The sequence below is a fragment of the Flavobacterium sp. genome, from assembly GCF_044348915.1.
Lineage (GTDB): Bacteria > Bacteroidota > Bacteroidia > Flavobacteriales > Flavobacteriaceae > Flavobacterium.
The window spans coordinates 1-21384 of sequence record NZ_JBIKRX010000036.1 but is presented as its reverse complement, the minus strand read 5'-3'; the positions used below and the strand labels follow the sequence as shown (position 1 = coordinate 21384).

Below are 21384 nucleotides of genomic sequence, written 5' to 3'. Positions count from 1 at the left end.
AGGGTTTAAAGGTTTAATCTTTAACATAATTTTAATAAATAAAAAATTATCATGAATTTATTTTTAAAGCTATATTTGCTCCGTGAAAAAAATATTACTCCTATTAACGTTGATTATGTTGCTAAAACCGGCGCTTCCGGTTATAGACTATGTCGTTAATTATGAATATATTTCTAAAGTGCTTTGCGTAAATAAAGCTAAGCCTAAACTGAAATGTAATGGCAAATGCCATTTGATGAAAGAATTGGCCAAAACATCCGAAAGTGAAACGCCAATTTCTTCCAATAAGAAAATGGCTTCCCACGAATTGGAAATATTGTTTTTCGAGAAAATCAAATCATTCAAAATTACACCCATTTATTTTGATAAAAATCAATTCTTAAACAGTAACTATTCTGACTTATATTCCTATTTGAATAGTGATTCTGTTTTTCGACCTCCTATTTTCATTTCTTAAAGTTTATGAATAAACCGAAGCTTTCTTTCAAACGGATTGCTTTAGTTTGTTGCGCTTTTTTCAATTTTATAACAAATTGAAACCATTCTTACGTTCAAAATGTTTTGAGGACAACTGTTTTCAAGACAAAATTTTTTACAAACTTTAATCAATAAAAAATGAAATTTCAAATAAAAAACATAATAGCCTTAGTGGCTATAGCGATAGCGTTTACATCTTGCGAAGAAGATAAAGTAGAAACAATTTCTGGCGAAGGTGCATTAAAATTAAAATTCGATAATGTATATGGTGGCGCAAATTTAGCGTTCAACACACCATATACAAACGCAAACGGAGAAGTAATCAAAGTAAATAAATTGGTTTACATCGTTAGTAATATTGTGCTTACAAAAGAAGATGGTTCAACCGTTACAATTCCAAAATCCGATAGTTACTTTTTTGTAAACGAGGCCGATGCGGCAAGTACAACCATTACATTACCAAAAGTTCCAGCAGCAAACTATAAGAAAGTATCTTTTGGCATTGGTGTAGATAAAGCACAGTTTGATGCAGGTGCGGATGGTCAGGGAACAATGTGGACAACAGCACAAGGATTGTCAATGACTTGGTCGTGGGCTGCGGGTTATAAATTTATAAATTTTGAAGGTACTGTAACTTCAGTAACACGAACTGATGCAAGATTTAGAGTACATACCGGAAAAACTGGTGAGGTGTACAACTATAACGAAGTTGCTGTAAACTTTCCCGAAAAAGCAATGGTGAGAACAAACATCACGCCATCAGTACATATTTTTGCCGATGCAAAAAAATTAATCGAAAGCACTACGGTAATCAGCTTTGAAACTGCATTAGACGTAATGGGTGGAACGCCAGTGCAAAACATTTCTGCAAACAACGTACCTACAATGTTTACAATTGATCATGTACACAACGATTAATTTTTTTTGGAGCTAATCCAGCTGTACATTTCAAGTCCGCAGGAAAAACAAAAATTTTGTAAGCAAAAAAATGTGCTTCTTTGGTCGCAATTTTTTTTCAACAAAATCAATTTGTTTTTCCTTTAGCTTTCCATTCCCATCTGGGCTAAAAACATCAATTATGAAAACACGATTTTTAATCTTAATGGCGCTGGTTTTTATCAGCAGTTGTTCTACTAATAATGATGACGAATACCAAAACCTTCCCATAAACTATCAAGTTCCCTCAAATTTTCCGCCTTTAGCTTATAATATGGCAAATAATCCTTTAACCGAAAAAGGGTTCGAGCTCGGAAAAAAAATATTTTATGACGGTCGTTTGGCTTCCGATGGTGTTGTGTCTTGTGGTTTTTGCCACATGCAGGAAGATGCATTTACGCATCATGGTCACACTTTCAGTCACGGCGTTGACGACGGAATTGGAACACGAAACGCACCGCCAATTCAAAATATGGCGTATCAAACTCAATTTTTTTGGGATGGCGCGGCCGATCATATCGAGCTGTTATCTATGTCGCCTATTTCGAACGAACTTGAAATGAACGGAAACATAATAAATATCATTAAGATGATGAAAAATGATGCCGAATATAAAAAATTATACAGTCAAGCATTTCCAGGCAAAGAAATCAATTCCGAATATATGCTGAAAGCACTTGGGCAGTTTATGACTATGCTAACTTCCTTCAATTCAAGATTTGACAAATACAGACGCAACGAATCAGGAGGAACACTCACTTCCGAAGAAATTGCGGGTTATCAAGTTTTTAATAAAAAATGTGCTTCTTGTCACGCTACCGATATTTTTACCGACAACTCATTTCGAAACAACGGATTACCCATAGACCCAAAAATTAATGATTTGGGCAGATTTCGGGTTACAGAACAAGAAAATGATAAATATAAATTCAAAGTACCCAGTTTGCGCAACATAGTAAAAACTGCGCCTTACATGCACGATGGAAGATTTTACACATTAGAGGGAGTAATTGACCACTACATCAATGGTGTTACTAATACACAAAATTTAGATCCTAGTTTAAACAACAGCGGAACTTTAGGAATACCAATATCATCAATCGAAAAATCGCAATTGGTTGCTTTTTTAAAAACCTTAACCGACAATGAATTTCTTACTAATCCAAAATTTGCAGAATTTTAATATAATGAGCTATAAATATATTATTCCTTTACTGCTGATTTTTCAATTCGCTTTTGCAACAGATAAAGACAGTTTGTCAACTCACAATCCGTTTGTGAGATTTCATCAATTTGCCATCGCATTAGAGGATGATTGTGATGCGTGTGGCTGCTCCGCCAGTGGCGGTAGTATGGGTTTTGCTTCGATGCTAAACTCCAATTTTGTTGGGGTTCGCTATTTTAATCAATCGTATAAAAGTACCGATGGTTTATATAGCAATTCGACTTGGAACAATGAAAATTATAATACAATGCAAATTTGGGCTAGAATTCCGGTAATTAAACGGGTTCAAATTTCAGCTTTAGTTCCATATCATTTTCACAATCGAGAAACGGCAACCGGCAAGCAAAGTATCAGCGGCATTGGCGATATCACAGTTTTAGCGATGTACCAATTGTATCAAACTCACAAAGACAGCACAAAATTTGTACACACACTACAAGCAGGTGGCGGAATGAAAATTCCAATTGGAAAATTTGACCAAGACAATAATGGCAGTTTTAATCCAAGTTATCAAGTAGGAACCGGCAGTTGGGATTATCTTTTGGCTACTGAATATGTAATTAAAAGAAAACAATTTGGACTCAACACAATGTTGAATTACATCATTAAAACTGAAAATGATAAAAATTATCGTTTTGGAAACCAATTCAATTATTCGGGAACTTTTTTCTATTTGCACGAAAACAACACTTTTTCTTTTGCACCACAGTTAGGTTTCTCAGGCGAAGTTTATGATGATAACTACCAGTTGGGGCAACAAGTAAACAACACAGCAGGCGATATTTTTCTGGGAAAAATAGGTTTCGAAATTGCAAAAGATAAATTTTCTTTGGGGGCGAATGTAATGCTGCCGATAAATCAAAACTTAAACGGTGGAAATCTTGAAGCCAATTACCGTTGGAGTTTCAATTTGAATTATAGTTTATAAAAAAAGAAAGGTCTTCGCCGGAATTTCCGTTCAAAAAAGTGAATCTCAAACGCAATGTAGCCCTTTTTAAATGGAAGATAGAACATCTTCTTATGCTATTGTGAATTTTAATGCAGGATATTCTTTTGCTTTTGAAAAAGTGAAATGCAATTTAAAAGTGGGAATCAAAAATATTTTAGATATTTACTATTAGACATTTTCAGACTGGAATAATATTCCTAGAAAAAGAAGGAATATCTTTTTGAATCTCGCATTTGGGTTTTAAATTGGGTTAAAAGACCTCCCCAATTTTTAGATAAACACTGGCGTAATCCTTGCTAAACCCCAAATCGAAGGCGACGTTTACTTTGGTGTATTTGTTGAATTTTAATCGAACGCCAGCACCTACAGCGGGTTGCCAATGTATAAAGTGCTGACTATCATATTGTGATGCTGAGGTTGCATTGGCAAAAACCACACCGCCCACGAATCCATTTCGAGTTATATTGAAGCGGTATTCAGACTCGAAGAACAGCATAGCATTGCTTCGGTATCTGTTTTTTTCAAGACCTCTTGAAGAGCTCCCTGTTCCAGGCTCTGAGCGCGTTGAAGGTAAATCGAAATAAGGTACTGTTCCAGATAGAATAGTCCAATAATAAGAGCGAAATGCAAGGACACTTCGTGCATAGGGAATGGGAAAATATTTTCTAACATCAACAAAAAGAGATTGCCAGCTTGTGTCACTACCCAAGCTTTTGTCGTTGTACAAAAAGGTGGCACTAGCATACATCCCGTCTTGTGGATTGTTGATGTTTTTTCGGTTGTCGAAAACTATGGGGACAGAAACTCCAGACGAGATAGTTTTTTTAGTAGTATTTTGTGGAATATCTGCATCTATGTTCGTTTCAATTATTTCGAGGTCGTGATGTTGGTCAAATTGATAGCCTAGCCCAACTGCTAAATTGGAAGTAATTCCTCTTAAGACGTTCTGATGAAATCGAACCTGATTACCGTCAACCAATGTTTCGTTGCTATTGGAAGTATTTCCTCCCAAGCCCCAAGTACTCTGAGGATAGTTTAAAACAAAATATTCTCCAACAAAATTCCAACTGTTGTTTTTGAGCCAGACCGTGGGGTATAATTCAATTCCATATTGACCGGTAAATGAAATATATGGAATTAAATATACGGTTGAATTATTGGTATTGGCTTCATCTCCTAATAAAAATGTGGCATTAAAAGAGGAAACCAAAAGTCTGCCGCCAGCGTTTTTGGTATCGGTAGGAAAAAACGAAAAGTTTACTTTCTTGTGTTCAATTTTTTCAGGGCTTTTTTTGATTTTAAATAGTCGAATTAAATAGTCAATACCGTCAACCTGCTTAAAGGAGTCATTGTTTTTATAAATGTAAATAGTGTCTTTATCTTGTGCATTGCCGTTGTAAACAACATAAAAGAAAATTAGCGCTATGATAAATTTACTTTTCATTTAATAAGATAAGGATCTTCAAGAAATAGTTTAGTAGCCGAAAACAAATTTAATGAATAAAAAGATAAATTCAAGTAGAGCGCTTTATTATACATTAGTTTTTTATAAAGCCACCACAATTTCCATCTCGGTCTAAGGATTGCTGAACGATCAAGCTTCCAATGGTGATTAGGTTTTGCAACTCACACAAATCGGCATTAATCTGATACGTATTTATTTTTTCATTTATTTCATTTTTCCAAAGTGAGAGTTTTTCTTTAGCTTTTTCCAAATCGACATCATTACGCACAATTCCAGCGTTTTGTCGCATCAATAGTTGCAATTCGGCTTTTCTGGTTGCTACATATTCCGGATTAATCGCTGGTTTTGGAAACAGTTTCCAATCGGTAACTTTACCATTAAAATGACTATTTCCGAAAGAATTCTTAGCTAAATAATTAAAAATTTTATCAGAATACACCAAGGCTTCTAATAAGGAATTAGACGCTAATCGGTTGGCACCGTGTAATCCCGTTCTGGAGCATTCGCCACAGGCAAATAAATTTTCAACAGAGGTTTTGCCGTTTTTATCGACTACAATTCCGCCACAAAGATAATGTTGCGCAGGAACGACCGGAATCCAATCTTTTGCTAAGTCGATACCTTTTTTTTTGCAATGGTTATAAATCATCGGGAAATGTTTGATAAACGCTTCCATATCCAAATGGGAACAATCCAGAAATACGCATTCGTCACCCGATTTTTTTAGCTCGATATCAATGCATTGCGAAACAATATCACGCGATGCCAAGTCCCCTCTAGAGTCATAATCAGGCATAAATCGATGACCATTTTTGGTGCGCAAATAGGCACCAAAACCACGAACGGCCTCGGAAATCAAGAAAGAAGTTCCTGTTGATGCATCGTATAATGCGGTGGGATGAAATTGAATAAATTCCATTTCTTTGATGGCTGCATTGGCACGAAAAGCCATAGCAATTCCATCACCAGTGGCAATAACTGGATTGGTGGTGTGTCCGTAAAGGTGACCTATTCCGCCAGTGGCAAGCAATGTAAAATCAGATTGGAAAGTTAGGATTTCGTTTGTTTTTTCATCCAAAACGTAGGCTCCTAGGCAACGATTGTTTTCTGTAATTAAATCGATAGCCAAATGATAATCTAAAACGGCGATATTTTCTTTTTGGTGAACTTGGTGCGAAATAGCACGTTGAATTTCTTGACCGGTTTGGTCTTTATGATGCACCACTCTATTTTCGGAATGGCCGCCTTCTTTTCCTAAATTTAAGGTGCCAGCAGTATTTTTATCAAATTTTGCGCCCCATTCTATCAATTCTTTTAACCGTTTTGGGCCTTCGGTAATGACCATTCTTACTACTTCTTCATCGCACAATCCGTCACCGCAAATAATAGTGTCTTCTATGTGTTTTTCATACGAATCGACTATTTTGTCAGTAACAATGGCGATGCCACCTTGAGCATATTTGGTGTTGGATTCATCGGCGTTGGCTTTGGTCACAATCGTAACTTTTCCGTCGGGAAATTCCTCTGCCATTTTTAATGCAAAAGTCAATCCCGCAACGCCAGAACCTATAATTAAGTAGTTTGTTTGGATCATTATTTAGATAATTCAAGCATTCGCTCAATAGGAACTAACGCTTTTTTCATAATATCTTCGGGAACAAAAATTTCGGGTGTTTCGTTTAGCAAACAGTCATATACTTTTTGCAAAGTATTCATTTTCATATAACCACATTCACTGCAAGCGCAGGTGTTGTCTTCGTTTGAAGGTGCTGGAATTAATATTTTATCAGGAACCTCTTGTTTCATTTTATGAAGAATTCCTGCTTCGGTGGCCACAATAAATTTGTTGTTGGGATTTGTTTTGACATAATTTATCATCCCAGCAGTTGAGCCTATGTAGTTGGCTGTTTTTAAAATATGCGTTTCCGATTCGGGATGTGCAATAATTTGCGCATCAGGATTTTTGTTGTAAAGTGCGATTAACTTGTCTAATGAAAAAGCTTCGTGTACCACACAGGAACCATCCCAAAGCAGCATATCTCTGCCAGTTTGTTCCATTACATATTTGCCTAAATTTTTATCTGGAGCAAATATTATTGGTTTGTCTTTTGGGATAGATTCAACAATTTTAACAGCATTTGAAGAAGTGACTACAATATCTGTCAGCGCTTTTACTTCGGCGGAACAATTTACATAAGTGATGACAACGTGATCTGGATGTGCCTCGGTAAATTTCTTAAAATCTTCCGGAGGACAAGACTCGGCAAGGGAACAGCCCGCTTTCAAATCGGGTAGAATAACTTTTTTGGAAGGGTTCAAAATCTTCGCAGTTTCGGCCATAAAATGTACACCTGCAAATAGGATAATATCGGCATTCACTTTCATTGCTTCTTGTGATAATCCTAAACTATCGCCTACATAATCTGCCACATCCTGAATATCGGCTTCTTGATAATAATGCGCCAAAATAACGGCATTTTTCTCTTTTTTTAGTTCTAATATTCGTTCTTTAAGATTTTTCATTTCTTAATAAATTTTAGTATTCCCTATGTTTTTACATTATTGTACAAATATACACTTATTTAAAAAACAAAAAACTCAAATTATGTAAAGGAATTGTCCTTATATTATAGGATTATACGGATTTTAAAGCTAAATGTATCTGCATTAGCCTTGAGATATGATAATTATCAGTTTATGTCTTAATCGTTTGTCAGATATTTGCACATTATACCTTAAACAAATTATCTAAGTAAAGATGACAAATAAACAATTACACACTTTTCATATTCCGGTGATGGGATTGGCTTTTACAATTGATAGCCCAATCCGAGTGGCGAAGCACGGAATGTCGTCAGTCATTGCTCTTGCAGATGATGAGCTAATAGAGAGAATGAGAGCTTTTTACAGTGAAAAATTCGATGTTCCTTATCAAGAAATAACTAAAAAATTTCACGATTATCGTGCAGAACGAATCACTTCTTATTTGAACTTGGTTGATACAATTGTAAAAGAAAAATTCGAAAATTTCAAGACAGAATTATCTGAAAGCAAACAAGCTTTAGAAAATTACGTTGCCATGTTGCCTAACAAATCTGAAATAAAAGAAGGTTTGGAGCACTTTTTGGAAGACGGAATGGCCTTGAAAGAAAACCTTAAAAAGTATCTCGAAGAGCACATTTATCCGGGTCAAATCGATGTCAATATTATGACAAAGTTGGACAAAGACAATTTTGCAAATGGCGAGCAATTGCCTGTGGAATTTAATGATGCTCACGCTGCACTTCGTGGATTTGCCAATAGTAATTTATCTTCTTCCATTATTTTATCGGCAGGGATGAATCCGCGATTATTCGCTTATTTCGAAAGTTTTCCTTGTTTCTTCCCAGATGCAAACAACCATTTGAAAAAGAAAATTATTTTGAAGGTGAGCGATTACCGTTCAGCAATGATTCAGGGAAATTTCTTGGCTAAAAAAGGGCTTTGGGTTTCAGAATACCGTATCGAATCAGGATTGAATTGCGGAGGACACGCATTTGCTACCGATGGAGTGCTGTTAGGACCGATTATGGAAGAGTTCAAACATAAAAAAGACCAGTTGGTGCAGTCGGCTCACGATATTATGGTGAAAGCTTTGGCAACTAAAGGGATGCCTATTCCTGAGATGCCTTTAGAATTGAAAATTACAGTTCAAGGTGGAGTGGGTACGGCTGAAGAGCACGATTTTATGATGGATTATTACAATGTGGATGCTGTGGGTTGGGGAACTCCGTTTTTATTGGTTCCTGAAGCCACTTCAGTTGATGCTGAAACTCGTGAATTGTTGCGAAATGCCAAAGAAAAAGACTTGTATTTGAGTCATATTTCACCTTTGGGAGTTCCTTTTAATACAGTACGAGGAACCTCTAATGAAATGTTCAAACAACAACGTATTGACGAAGATAAAGCAGGAAGCTCTTGCCCGAAAAAGTTTTTGGCTTTGAGTAAAGAGTTTGGTCCCGAAGGAGTTTGTACTTCTTCGAAGAAATTTCAAGACGTTAAATTGGATGAATTGAATGAGATAAAAGAAACTTTATCGCAAGAAGCTTACGATAAAATGAAGTTTGATATTACCGAAAAAGCCTGTCTTTGTGTAGGTCTTGCCAATGCTTCTTACCTTGAAAATGATATCGAAATCAAAGGGCAGGCGCAAGGCGTTATAGTTTGTCCTGGTCCAAATTTAGCTTATTTTGACAAGGAAGTTTCTCTTTCTGAAATGGTTCGACATATTTATGGTAATTTTAATGTGATGACGGATCCAAACAGACCGAACCTTTTCATCAAAGAATTGAAAATGTATATTGATTATTTGAAAAATGACATCAAAAACCTTTCAACTGAGATAAATGCTTCACAAGTAAAGAAATTGAAAGCTTTCAAAAGCAATTTATTGGAAGGGATTGCTTTTTATCAAAACTTTTTTGCCAACACTACTTATTTCGAAAATAGTATTGCAGCAATACAAAATCAACTAGAGTTTTATACAAAAGATTTGATTGCTGTAGAAGTGCCCGAATTAGTGGTAGCTTAAGGGATTTTTAAACTCGACTTTTTAGAAAGATTTAAGTTTTATACTAAATGCCTCAAAGGTTTTTGAAATCTTTGAGGCTTTTTAGTTTATATTAAATATGAATCACCTGCATTGATATCTAAAGCCAGTTCTTCGAGAGTGGTGGTTTGTAGCATTTTTGCGAGATCTTCGCGGATGTTTCGAAATCTTTTATTCAATGGACAAGGACGTTCCTTCGAACAATGATTTAACCCTAAACCACAGCCTGTAAAAATGGAGTCGCCATCTATAGCGGTTACAATTTGATCAAGAGTTATTTTCGCGATGGCTTCTTTTGGAATTTCAAAACCGCCACCTATTCCTTTGATAGATTGTACAATGCCTTTTTTTGCCAAAATCTGTAAAATTTTAGCGGTGAAAGATAATGGAGAGTCGATATTTTCGGCGATTTCTTTTATTGTAACCCTATTATTTTCATAGGATTGTGTGGCAATAAAAATAGAGGCCCTGATTGCGTATTCACAAGTTTTTGAAAACATACATTTTTTATAAAGTTAGTCAATTTTATCTTATTCTCGTACAATAACTTGAATAGTTTGGGTCGAAAGTTTTTTACAATCTATTGTGTTTCTGGATAGTTCGAGCTCTGCGAGGGTTTCTACATTGTTTTTGAAATATTGAATGTAATAACTGCCAACGTAGTTTTTACGTTCCAAAAACTGAATCATTTCCCTCAAGTCATTTTCCGATAATAATTGGGAATGAAATGTTGTTCGAACTTCAAATGGAATTTTAGTTTGCAATAGCAAATCTAAAGTTCTTTCGAAAGAATCGTATAAATTAGATTGTGTAATTGCTTGAAATTTTGCTTGCGTTGCTTTGTAATCTAAGGCGATATAATCGACAAGTTTGTTGTTTAGTAGCTCTTGAATGACTTCGGGCGAACTGCCGTTGGTATCAATTTTTACCAAGAAACCCATTTTTTTGACTTCGGAAATCAACGGAATGATTTTTTTATGCAAGACACATTCGCCACCGCTAAAAACGACGGCGTCTAACAAATTTTTCCGTGTTTGTAAAAACGAAAGTATTTTTTCGAAAGTAAGACTGCCTTTTCCAAGCACAATCTCAGGATTATAGCAATACAAGCACCGCATATTACAACCTGCAAACCATAGAATGCAGGCTGATTTATGAGGGTAATCTAATAAAGTGAATGGCGTTAAGCTGTAAATAGGCTTACTAGCATTTTCCTTCTGTAAAATGAGTTCGTTGTTTGTGTTCACCTTTTTTTCCAATATTAAAACTTTCTACGGGTCTGTGATAGCCCATTACGCGTGTGTACACTAAACATTTGGTTCTTAAATGTTGGTTCTCTTCCAAAATTGGATTGGTTTTAGTTTCAGTTTTCATATATTTTTTTTGTTTAATGTTGTTTAAAAGTTTAAAGTTTAAGGTTGTTTGTGATGGTTCAAAATTTTAATCTCTTTAGCGGTTAAACAATTTAAACTTTTAAACAATTTAAACCTTGTTCTTTTTCTATTAATGCCTCATCACATTTAGGGCAATATTCGTGTTCTCCATTCAAATAGCCGTGAACAGGACAAACGCTAAATACTGGAGTAACAGTGATATAAGGTAATCTAAAGCTTGAAACCACTTTTTTAACAAACTGTTTACATGCTTCAGGTGAACTCATTTTTTCGCTCATATACAAGTGTAGCACGGTACCTCCGGTATATTTACATTGCAATTCATCTTGTAAAAACAAGGCTTCAAAAGGATCTTCAGTATGATCTGCTGGAATTTGTGAACTATTCGTGTAATAGATATTGTCGTCTTGTCCGGCTTGAAAAATATTTGGGAAACGCTTTTTGTCTTCTTTGGCAAAACGATAAGTTGTTCCCTCGGCTGGAGTGGCTTCAAGATTGTACAAGTTACCGGTTTCTTCTTGAAATTCTTTCATTCGGCCACGAATATGATCTAGGATTTCTGCTGCAAAATCAATTCCTGTAGATGAGGTTACTGTGTCTTGTTTTCCTGTAAAATTGACAATCATTTCGTTAATTCCGTTGACACCTATAGTCGAAAAGTGGTTTCTGAAATGTTGTAAATAACGTTTAGTATAGGGATACAAACCTCGATCGTACATTTCTTGAATGAACACTCGTTTTTTCTCTAAAGTCGATTTAGAAATGTATAATAATCTGTCTAATTGTTTGAAAAGTTCTTCTTTGTTTCCTCTATATAAGTAACCCAATCGCGCCATATTGATGGTCACAACTCCAATACTTCCCGTCATTTCTGCACTTCCGAAAAGGCCATTTCCGCGTTTCAATAATTCACGTAAATCCAATTGTAAACGACAGCACATACTACGAACAGCATTCGGTTTATAGGCGTTTTCGTTTTCAACTTTATCGCCATTTTCATCTAACTTGTATTGGCTTCCGATGAAGTTTTGGAAATAAGAAGAGCCGATTTTGGCAGTATTTTCAAAAAGCAAATCCGTATTTTCTCCGTTCCAATCGAATTCTTCGGTGATATTTACTGTCGGGATTGGGAATGTAAAAGGTTGTCCGTTGGCATCGCCTTCGGTCATAACGGTATAATAGGCTTTGTTGATGAGGTTCATTTCTTTTTGGAAATGCTCGTAACGCAAATCAGTTACTTTATTAACTCCGCGTTCTTGCGCTCTTACCAAAAGGTCGTGATTGAAATTATTTTCAAAGAAATGGAAATCGTTTTTTGTAGGGATTTGAGTTTTCAAATCTTCTGGAACTACCCAGTCCAAAGTGATATTGGTAAAAGGAGATTGTCCCCAACGTGCAGGAACATTCAAATTGTAAACAAAACTTCGAATGGCTTTCAATACATCGTCAAAACCTAAATCGTCTTTGAAAACATAAGGAGCTAAATAGGTGTCAAACGAACTGAATGCTTGAGCTCCAGCCCATTCGCTTTGTAGAATGCCCATAAAATTTGCCATTTGCCCTAAAGCTTCTCTAAAATGTGATGGAGCTTTGCTTTCGACACGACCACGAACTCCATTGAATCCTTCGTTAAGTAAAACACGTAAACTCCAACCTGCGCAATATCCAGTAAGGCAATCTAAATCGTGAATGTGTACATCTCCATTTCTATGGGCGTATCCTTCTTCTTTGGTATATACTTTATCGAGCCAGTAATTGGCAATGATTTTTCCAGCCACATTATTCACCAATCCTGCATTAGAATACGAAGTATTGGCATTGGCATTGATCCGCCAATCTGTTTGTTCTATATATTCGGCTATGGTTTGTGAACTATCTACATAAGTGGTGTCTTCGTTGATTCCTGCGACGTGCTCCCGTTGTAATTTTCGGGTGTGACGGTACAACATAAACGAACGCATTACTTCGAAATACTGTTTTTCAAAAAGACTTTTTTCGATTAAATCCTGAATTTCTTCGACTGCCCAAGTTTCTTTGTATTGCAATCTTTGCATCACATCTTCAAAAACACTTTCGTCAAAGGCTACTGTTGCACTTTTGAAACATTTTGAAATGGCGTCTTCAATTTTGAAACTCTCAAACGGTTTGTAATCTCCGTTCCTTTTGATAACGTACTTTTCCATAGTTTTTACTGGTTTTGGTTTTATGTTGGGTTGTTGTTTTTATTCTTCAGTTGAGAAAAATTTCTCTAAGGCTTTTGCTTTTGGAAACAGGATGTTGTTTTCCAAATGAATGTGTTTGTGTAAGTCTTGTTCAAATTCTTGAAGCATTGCGTAGGTCACTTGATAGGTGTTGCAGGCGTCTTGTGGTGGTGTGTAGTTATTGGTTAATGCGGCAATTGTTCTATATCGTTCTCCTTCGGCATCGTGTTCATTCATCATAGCGGAGATCGGATTTTTCACAGTACCAAAAAATGGCTTACCGATTGAACCGTGGCTTTTAGTAGCATTGATCATCTCTTTGACAAAAGGAAACAGAATCATTTCTTCTTTTTTCATATGTGCAGCCAATTCTTGAGCGCTGTCATTGAAAAGCTGGTTGATTTCAAATAATTCAGGATGATTACTTCCGTGAACGCTACATAACTTATCTAAAAACGGAATCAAAGCTTGCGTTTTATCTTCGACATATCTATGGTGTGTTTTTTCGATATAATCTATTAGTAAATCCAAAGGCCAAGAATTGAAGTCGACACCTGAATCATTTTTTGTGTTCAAAACTTGGTTTAAGTCACGCAGTAAATCATCTTCGTTTATGTCCTTATTATTGCACACTTCTTCGATGGTTCTTTGTCCTTTGCAACAAAAATCAATACCATATTTTGAGAAGACAGCTGCTGTTCGGTAATCTTTGGCAACAAAATCTCCAATCGTTGTTATTTCTTGTAAGCTCATTTTTTTTGAGGTAATATAGGGTTAGAAGTCAATGAATTAGAAAAACATTTCGGCTTATTTTTCCGAGTATAATTCTAGTCATTAATATATTTATATCATATGATTTAAGTCATATTCTGTTTTTTTTATCATTTTTTTATTAACAAGAGGTTGATAAAAATGCAGATCTAAATTGGTGTTGATTATTATTGATTTCATTCAGGATTTAATTTAAAAACAATTTTATTGAAGTATGATTGGAATCATAAAGTGTTATGTTTTTGAATGCTTACTTTGCATCGTATTAATAGTGGATATATTTGTCCATTATTATTTAAAGAGTATTATTAACTAACAAAAAACTGACATTTATGCTTTCAAAATCACAAGCAAGAGCATTTTTTCTAGGAGGAACATTAGTCACCTTTTTAATTTTCATTGGGCTGACTATTTATTCGTTTATGCCTAGTAATGATCAAACCAACTACAGTTCGATTGATGCGAATGTAGAAAGGGGAAAAGAAATTTGGGAATCCAACAATTGTATGGGTTGTCACAGTATCTTGGGAGAAGGAGCTTATTACGCTCCAGAATTGACAAAAGTTATCGACCGCAGAGGCGAGGCTTATGTTAAAATTGTATTGATGTCTAAAGAACCTTGGCAACCACGAGGGCGAAAAATGGTAGCTTACGGAATGAGTGAAGCCGATGCGGATGCAGTTGTGGCTTATTTCAAATGGATAGGCAAAATCGATTTAAATGGTTTTGACCGTGTCGTTTCTCCTTTATCTAAAGTTAAAAATTAAAAATCAATAAAAATGAAATCGCCCATAAATATAAGTTTGCTTAAGCAAACACAAACAAAAAAAGCGATACCATTTTTGACATCTAACAAATAAAATTTACAAAAATGAAATATAAATCACAAAAAGTAGCCTATTGGTTTTTTGCATTGTGTATGCTGTTGTTCTCTTTGCAAATTATTTACGGCTTTATTATGGGCTTCGACCGCATAGGATTGCAAGGATTGCACGAAATTATCCCTTTTAATGTCGCACGTGCGGTTCATACCAACTTATTGGTGGTATGGTTGTTAACTGGTTTTATGGGTGCCGCTTATTATATCATTCCAGAAGAAGCACAACGCGAGTTAATCAGTGTAAAATGGGCTTACATCCAGCTTATTTCACTTGCTGTTGTTGGTGTTGTAGCCGTTGTTGGGTTTCACTTAAATCATTGGGAAGGACGAAAATTCCTTGAAATTCCAAGAGAACTTGACTTTCTAGTGGTTATCAACGTCTTGCTTTTCTTAGGATTAATTTTGGGAACACTATTCAAAGGCAAACGCCAAACGACCACTGCATTGGTTTTGTCAATGGGATTGTTGTTTGCAGCCTTACTTTATTTACCAGGAATGATTTGGTTCAAAAGCCAAGTGATGGATTCATTCTTCCGTTGGTGGGTAGTTCACTTGTGGGTTGAAGGTGTTTGGGAATTAATTATGGGAGGTATTCTTTCCTTCTTATTAATCAAATTGACAGGAGTGGATAGAGAAGTAATCGAAAAATGGTTGTACGTTATCGTTGGTCTTACCTTTCTTTCAGGAGTTTTAGGAACAGGACATCACTATTATTATATAGGAGTAAACAAAATTTGGTTGATTGTAGGTGGTATATTCTCTGCATTAGAGCCTTTAGCATTCTTGGCGATGGCATTATTTGCCATAAATATGTATCGAAAAGGAGAAAAAAGCCATCCGAATAAAATTGCTTTATTCTGGACAATTGGTTCAGCTGTTGTTTCTTTTATTGGAGCTGGATTGCTTGGTTTTGCGCATACTTTACCACAGGTAAATTTGTATACACACGGAACTTTGGTTACTGCTATGCACGGACACTATGCTTTTTGGGGTGCTTATGCAATGATAGTTTTGGCCATCATTAGTTATGCTTTGCCAAATTTAACTGGCAGAAAAAGATACGATAGCACCCAAGGTCATATGGCTTTTTGGTTATCCAATATTGGAATACTTGGAATGACCGTAGCTTTTGGAGTTGCTGGAGTTGCTCAAGTGTATTTAGAAAGAAAAATGAAAATGGAGTTTGGAGATGTTCAAAACGAAATTGCTGTTCACTTTGCAGTACTTCTTATCTGCGGTACGATGTTTACTGTTGGAATCGGCTTGTTTATTTATGACTTTATCAAATATGGCACTCCAACAGATGAAGCTTTGGAGGAAGTCAAATAAAATTAAACACTAACTAATTCAATTATTGCTGGCCAGAATCCCTTACCCTCACTTTTTTAGAATAGTATTTCCAAAGAAATGAAGGTAAATGGTTTCTGGCTTTTTTTTAAAACAAAAACAAAATGTTAGAAAACACACCCTATTATCACGCAGTTGGAAAAGAAATTGAGGTTTTCAACCAAGCTTTCAAAAACAAAATTCCTTTTCTTTTGAAAGGGCCAACGGGTACTGGAAAATCAAGGTTTGTTGAGTATATGGCGCATCAATTGGATAAAAAAATCATCACCATTAGTTGCCACGAAGAAACCTCTTCTACCGATTTGATTGGTCGATTTATTATCAAAGGTGCCGAAACGATTTGGCTTGACGGCCCATTGACGACTGCTGTAAAGGAAGGTGCTATCATTTACTTAGATGAGGTGGCTGAAGCTCGCCCTGATGTGATTGTTGCCATTCACTCTCTCACAGACCATAGGCGCGAACTTTTTATCGATAAATTAGGTGAAACGGTAAAAGCACACGAAGATTTTATGTTGGTTGCATCCTATAATCCAGGCTATCAAAGAGGTTTTAAAGAGTTGAAACCATCCACTCGCCAACGATTTATTGCTGTTTCATTTGATTATCCTGAGCCAAAAATTGAAATGGAAATTTTGATAAATGAAACCAATATTGACCAAGACACTGCCAAAAAATTGGTCGCCATTGGAAATAAAATCAGGAATTTAACTGAATTGGGATTGACCGAAACAGTTTCTACCAGACTTTTAGTCGATGCTGCCAAGATTATTCACAGCGGTTTACCTAAAAGATTATCCGTTCACGTGGCCGTTGTAGAGCCATTGACCGATGATTTGCAAACGGTAGAAGCACTGAAAGATTTGTGTAATTTGATGATATAAAAAAGGAGTGGTCAGTAGTCAGATTTTTAGTGTTCAGTTGATAAAGGGATTGAATACTGTGACTGCCGATGATTTATAAGTATACAAATTACTGAACACTAGAAAACCGAACACTGAACACTATAAAAATGGGTTTTGAAATAGACGAATATTTAGTTGGAAAGTTTTTCAAGCATTTGAAAAGGAGCAAAAAAGTTGATCCCGAAATAAGTGCTCGAACAGTTTCTTTGAACGAAATCAAGCCGCGATTGACCATTTTGGCGCGTGCATTGACAGGAAATCCTATCGAAATTTTTCCAGCGGAACGAGAAGGAGGTTATAAAAACAACAACTTTTTCCTTCCAGTTTCTTTCGCAGAGTTTTCTACGGTCGAGCAAAATAGAGACTTTTATCTTTTTAGATTGTTGTATTTAAGCGTACAGCAACGCTTGGATTTGAATTGGAAATCCTCAGATCAAGAACAAACATTAATAGTATCGCAACAAAAATCCGAAGAAGTATCACCAGTTGTTTTGGATATTTTATTTGAAGAATTCCCGATTACAAATGATACTTATAACAAAGCAAAACGACATTTTGAACAAAAAATTGATTCAAAAACGGGCGTTGATTATTCGTGGATATTCGGAAAATGGATGCGAAATGAAGACGCACTAAAAACAGATTCTGTATTAGAAAACTTCTCTGATAAAATAAAGAAAGCCCAAGAAAATCAAGCTTTAACCACTTTGAAAGCGCGGGCGGTTGAAGAAGTGATCACCGTAGAACTAGATAAAAAACAACAGGAAGATTATGTCTTATTGCACAATTTTGAAAAAGTGGAAACTGCTGAGGAATTCAATGGGACTTGGCGAGATTTTGATGGTTCAGACGAGCTTGAAGATCATCAGGAAGCACTAGAAGAGTTGAATATGAAGTTCACCGTTCGAGTAGATGACACTTCGCATTCGGTTTACCAAGCAGATTTTATCGAAAACACAACCATTTCCGAAAGCGCAGAAGTGGACTCCAAGGGGTTTCATCTTTGTTACGACGAATGGGATTTCAGTAAACGGGTGTACAAAGATCATTTTTGTAAAGTCTATCCCAAAACCCAACTGAAGACCGATAGTAATTATTATAAAAACACGATTACAAAGAACGCGTCGACCCTAATGGGTTTACGCAAAATGTTGACCAATGTCAATAACAAAATGCTACAGCAAAGGCGACAATCACAAGGAGACGAATTCGATATTGATGCCATCACCGATTTGTATGTAGATGTGCATTCGAAAAGGACACCATCCGATAAAATTTATATTTCAAATCGGAAAAAAGAAAAAGATTTATCCATTTTAATCCTTTTGGATATCAGCCTTTCGAGTGATGGTTATGCCGCAGGAAATAGAGTGATTGATGTGGAAAAAGACGTTTCGATTCTTTTTGGAGAAATCTTAAATGAATTCAATATTGATTTTTCTATTGACAGTTTTTATTCGAAAACCCGAAATTACTCAACTTATTTAACATTGAAAGATTTTGACGAAAGTTGGTCAGTTGCCAAATATAAAATTGGAGCAGTCGAGCCTAGCGGATATACTCGAATTGGAGCTGCTTTGCGTCACGCTGGAGCAAGATTAGACAAAAGAAATACCAAAAATAAATGGGTAATCCTGATTTCTGACGGAAAGCCAAACGATTACGATAAATATGAGGGCAAATACGGTATAAACGATGTCAAGCAAGCGCTAAGGGAACTCAACGGAAGAAATATCAATTCCTACGCTTTGGCCATCGAAGCCGAAGCTAAATATTATTTGCCGCAAATGTTCGGGCAAAATCACTACCAAATCCTGACGACTCCAGTCGAATTATTACAGTCGTTAGTGAAATTATACGAAAAAATTAAACATCAAAAATAAGAATACAATGTACGAGAATTCGAATACAACAGCGCTTCCAGAAGGGCACCCAATAAGTATATATTTTCAAGAAAAGGAAATTATCATTTGCTTGATAGAAGAAATTTTAGCCGTAGATGCTGAAACCGAAACACAGAAATACACCAATATATTCAATCAACTGCATACTATAGAAAAGCGTTTTGCTCGAAAAGAAAATCAACTTTTTCCTTATTTAGAAAAAAAAGGATGGAATGGCCCGTCGCAAGGAATGTGGTCGTTTCACGATATTTTGAGAGATCAATTTAGAATGTTGCGCAAGAATATGGACAACAAAGAATTTGATAGAATAAAAACAAACACACCGTTTTTGACCGATGGAATACTGCGGTTGATGAATACCGAGGAAATGGTTTTGTTTCCGAATGCTTTGGATTTGCTTGCCGAAAAAGATTGGATTAGGATGCGCCAAGGCGAAGAGGAAATAGGTTGGATGCTTTCGACGGTGCCAGTTGCTTTTCCAGAGGCAGAGTACATTCATCCAAGTGAGGATTTTACCAAACGCGAAATGACTTTTTCGCTTGAGAATACTTCGCATTATGATGAAGGCTATATGACGGTGGAACAAGTAAATCTGCTGCTTAGAACAATGCCACTTGATTTGACTTTTGTGGATGAAAACGACAAAGTGATCTTTTACAATCGGGGAGAAGAGCGTGTTTTTCCTAGAAGCGCTGGAATAATAGGTCGTGAAGTAAAGTTTTGTCATCCGCCAAAAAGCGTGGGAACGGTTCTTAAAATTATTGAAAGTTTTAAAAATGGCACTCAAAACGAGGCTTCATTTTGGATTAATTTCAAAGAAAGACTGATTTATATTCGCTATTTTGCGGTGAGAGATGCCGATAAAAATTATAAAGGAGTAATCGAAATGTCGCAAGATATTACGGAGATCAAAACTATTGAAGGCGAAAAACGCCTATTGGATTGGGAATAATTTTAACCAATAGTAACCAACAGTTGAAACTGTTGGCTATGGAAAAGAGCAAACTTTGATGATTTTGATCGTTGTGCAATGTTTCAATATTGCCCACGGTTTCAACGCGTTTACCATTGCCCACGGTTTCAATGGGTTTGCTATTTCCTTCGGTTTTAATGAGTTTATTATTGCCTGCGGTTTCAATGCTTTTACCATTGCCCACATTTTCAACACGTTTACCATTGCCCACGGTTTCAACCGTGGGAATAATAGTATATAAATAAAATGAATGCCCTAAAAATTAATTACAAAAACATCTATTATCCGCCGGGAGGAATCCTGATGTGGATCATTATTTTCTTGGAATTAGTCACTTACGGAATGGCAATTGTGGCATTTGTGTACTACGGAACACAGGAGCCTCAGGTCTTTCATCAATCGCGATTGCAACTCGACACCACTTTTGGATTACTCAATACTATTTTTTTGTTGACTAGCGGTTTGTTTATGGCGGCTGGAGTTCAGGAATTCAAAGAAAATAATCGAGAGAAATCTTCTTTCTATTTCAAATTGGCAATGCTGGGAGGGTTGTTGTTTGTAGTGGTTAAAAGTGTTGAATACTATCATAAAATCGAAGCTGGAATTTTTTTGGAAACCAATATGTTTTTTACTTTTTATTGGCTGTTGACGGCATTTCACCTGATTCACGTTTTGGTGGGTTTGGTTATTTTGATTTGGACTAACAGAGGAATTACAAGAAAGAATTCGGATACAGCTATTGAAGATGTCGAGGCTTGTGGTGCATTCTGGCATATGTGTGATTTGATTTGGTTATTGTTGTTTCCAGTCTTGTACTTAATTTTTTAAGGATGAAGAAGTCGTTTGTTTTTACCTATATCAGTTTGTTGCTCCTTACGGCGACCACGGCGTTAATTGCCTCGTCAAGTATAGTTTCGAAAGTTGTGGTTTTTCTGATTCTAGGGATTTCGGTACTGAAAATAGTATTGGTCGCCTTTCAATTTATGGAGTTAAAAAAGGCTAACTCTTTTTGGAAAACGAGTTTAATTTCGGTGCTGATTTTGATTCTGGCCGTAATTTTTGGGATATTATTAACAGGGCATTTAATATTTAATACTGTTTTGTGGTGGTAAAGTAGAGTAGGAGGTTGGTCAGTATTATTTTGGTGTTTTAAATAGTAAACAAATTCATTTGTACCTCGAAGTCACTAAAATAGTACTTCTTTTTATGGTTAGGTTTCTTGAGTTTGGGGGTGATAAAGAAATTTAGGTATAGGCGCTTAGAGCACCCTTGTTATCTATTGATTTTATTGATATTTATTCAAATTTCACCATCTTTTTCATTAACACATCGAAGATTGTCCCCATATTTGACCTTCTATTGTATCTAA

Annotated in this window: 22 protein-coding genes; 13 read left to right on the top strand and 9 right to left on the bottom strand. The window is 35.9% G+C overall.

Annotated elements, in window-relative coordinates; all coding sequences use genetic code 11:
• Positions 1–159: 159 nt before the first annotated feature.
• Entirely contained in the window at positions 160–357 is a 198-nt protein-coding gene (locus tag ACIQ1E_RS08000) for a hypothetical protein (RefSeq protein WP_396170321.1), read from the bottom strand.
• Positions 358–615: 258 nt separating this feature from the next.
• Here ACIQ1E_RS08000 and ACIQ1E_RS07995 point away from each other — a divergent pair, with 258 nt between their 5' ends.
• From ACIQ1E_RS07995 to ACIQ1E_RS07980, 4 genes are all read left to right on the top strand, one after another.
• Positions 616–1395 (top strand): MbnP family protein, encoded by a 780-nt coding sequence (locus tag ACIQ1E_RS07995; RefSeq protein ID WP_396170319.1) that lies wholly within the window; start codon positions 616–618, stop codon positions 1393–1395.
• 160 nt (positions 1396–1555) lie between these two features.
• Positions 1556–2596, top strand: a complete 1041-nt coding sequence (locus ACIQ1E_RS07990; protein ID WP_396170318.1) for a cytochrome-c peroxidase — start codon at positions 1556–1558, stop codon at positions 2594–2596.
• 4 nt (positions 2597–2600) lie between these two features.
• A complete protein-coding gene (locus tag ACIQ1E_RS07985) occupies positions 2601–3566 on the top strand; it encodes a transporter (RefSeq protein ID WP_396170316.1) in 966 nt (321 codons plus the stop codon).
• Between the two features lie 70 nt (positions 3567–3636).
• Complete coding sequence (locus tag ACIQ1E_RS07980; protein ID WP_396170314.1) at positions 3637–3759, top strand: hypothetical protein; 123 nt, start codon at positions 3637–3639, stop codon at positions 3757–3759.
• A 78-nt stretch (positions 3760–3837) separates the two neighbouring features.
• Here ACIQ1E_RS07980 and ACIQ1E_RS07975 read toward each other — a convergent pair whose 3' ends face one another.
• From ACIQ1E_RS07975 to nadA, 3 genes are all read right to left on the bottom strand, one after another.
• Complete coding sequence (locus ACIQ1E_RS07975; RefSeq protein WP_396170312.1) at positions 3838–5031, bottom strand: BamA/TamA family outer membrane protein; 1194 nt, start codon at positions 5029–5031, stop codon at positions 3838–3840.
• 94 nt (positions 5032–5125) lie between these two features.
• Entirely contained in the window at positions 5126–6646 is a 1521-nt protein-coding gene (gene nadB / locus ACIQ1E_RS07970; protein WP_396170310.1) for an L-aspartate oxidase, read from the bottom strand.
• Positions 6646–7575 carry a quinolinate synthase NadA gene (nadA, locus tag ACIQ1E_RS07965; protein WP_396170309.1) on the bottom strand — a complete coding sequence of 310 codons (930 nt, stop codon included), beginning with the start codon at positions 7573–7575 and terminating at the stop codon, positions 6646–6648. Before nadA ends, nadB begins: the two co-directional genes overlap by 1 nt.
• 235 nt (positions 7576–7810) lie before the next feature.
• On the opposite strand from nadA, the gene ACIQ1E_RS07960 reads away from it, so the two are divergent.
• Positions 7811–9622, top strand: a complete 1812-nt coding sequence (locus ACIQ1E_RS07960) for a hypothetical protein (protein WP_396170307.1) — start codon at positions 7811–7813, stop codon at positions 9620–9622.
• 86 nt (positions 9623–9708) lie between these two features.
• Here ACIQ1E_RS07960 and ACIQ1E_RS07955 read toward each other — a convergent pair whose 3' ends face one another.
• From ACIQ1E_RS07955 to ric, 5 genes are all read right to left on the bottom strand, one after another.
• On the bottom strand, positions 9709–10140 hold the full coding sequence (locus ACIQ1E_RS07955; RefSeq protein ID WP_396170305.1) for an RrF2 family transcriptional regulator: 432 nt from the start codon (positions 10138–10140) through the stop codon (positions 9709–9711).
• 30 nt (positions 10141–10170) lie between these two features.
• Positions 10171–10887 (bottom strand): anaerobic ribonucleoside-triphosphate reductase activating protein, encoded by a 717-nt coding sequence (locus ACIQ1E_RS07950; RefSeq protein WP_396170303.1) that lies wholly within the window; start codon positions 10885–10887, stop codon positions 10171–10173.
• Complete coding sequence (gene nrdD / locus ACIQ1E_RS07945; RefSeq protein ID WP_108723451.1) at positions 10844–11014, bottom strand: anaerobic ribonucleoside-triphosphate reductase; 171 nt, start codon at positions 11012–11014, stop codon at positions 10844–10846. The genes ACIQ1E_RS07950 and nrdD overlap by 44 nt, the downstream gene beginning before the upstream one ends.
• A gap of 91 nt (positions 11015–11105) precedes the next feature.
• Positions 11106–13217 carry a ribonucleoside triphosphate reductase gene (locus ACIQ1E_RS07940; protein ID WP_396170301.1) on the bottom strand — a complete coding sequence of 704 codons (2112 nt, stop codon included), beginning with the start codon at positions 13215–13217 and terminating at the stop codon, positions 11106–11108.
• 39 nt (positions 13218–13256) lie between these two features.
• Positions 13257–13988 carry an iron-sulfur cluster repair di-iron protein gene (ric, locus tag ACIQ1E_RS07935; RefSeq protein WP_396170299.1) on the bottom strand — a complete coding sequence of 244 codons (732 nt, stop codon included), beginning with the start codon at positions 13986–13988 and terminating at the stop codon, positions 13257–13259.
• Positions 13989–14338: 350 nt separating this feature from the next.
• Between ric and ACIQ1E_RS07930 the strand changes: the two genes are divergently transcribed.
• From ACIQ1E_RS07930 to ACIQ1E_RS07895, 8 genes are all read left to right on the top strand, one after another.
• Complete coding sequence (locus ACIQ1E_RS07930; protein ID WP_396170297.1) at positions 14339–14773, top strand: c-type cytochrome; 435 nt, start codon at positions 14339–14341, stop codon at positions 14771–14773.
• Between the two features lie 104 nt (positions 14774–14877).
• Complete coding sequence (locus ACIQ1E_RS07925; RefSeq protein ID WP_396170295.1) at positions 14878–16215, top strand: cbb3-type cytochrome c oxidase subunit I; 1338 nt, start codon at positions 14878–14880, stop codon at positions 16213–16215.
• Positions 16216–16337: 122 nt separating this feature from the next.
• A complete protein-coding gene (locus ACIQ1E_RS07920; RefSeq protein WP_396170294.1) occupies positions 16338–17117 on the top strand; it encodes a CbbQ/NirQ/NorQ/GpvN family protein in 780 nt (259 codons plus the stop codon).
• A 128-nt stretch (positions 17118–17245) separates the two neighbouring features.
• A complete protein-coding gene (locus ACIQ1E_RS07915; protein ID WP_396170292.1) occupies positions 17246–19021 on the top strand; it encodes a nitric oxide reductase activation protein NorD in 1776 nt (591 codons plus the stop codon).
• Positions 19022–19028: 7 nt separating this feature from the next.
• Positions 19029–19994 (top strand): DUF438 domain-containing protein, encoded by a 966-nt coding sequence (locus tag ACIQ1E_RS07910; RefSeq protein WP_396170290.1) that lies wholly within the window; start codon positions 19029–19031, stop codon positions 19992–19994.
• Positions 19995–20052: 58 nt separating this feature from the next.
• A complete protein-coding gene (locus ACIQ1E_RS07905) occupies positions 20053–20256 on the top strand; it encodes a hypothetical protein (protein WP_396170288.1) in 204 nt (67 codons plus the stop codon).
• Between the two features lie 5 nt (positions 20257–20261).
• Positions 20262–20843, top strand: a complete 582-nt coding sequence (locus ACIQ1E_RS07900; RefSeq protein ID WP_396170287.1) for a cytochrome c oxidase subunit 3 — start codon at positions 20262–20264, stop codon at positions 20841–20843.
• Between the two features lie 2 nt (positions 20844–20845).
• Positions 20846–21127, top strand: a complete 282-nt coding sequence (locus ACIQ1E_RS07895) for a cytochrome C oxidase subunit IV family protein (protein ID WP_396170285.1) — start codon at positions 20846–20848, stop codon at positions 21125–21127.
• Positions 21128–21384 lie beyond the last annotated feature (257 nt).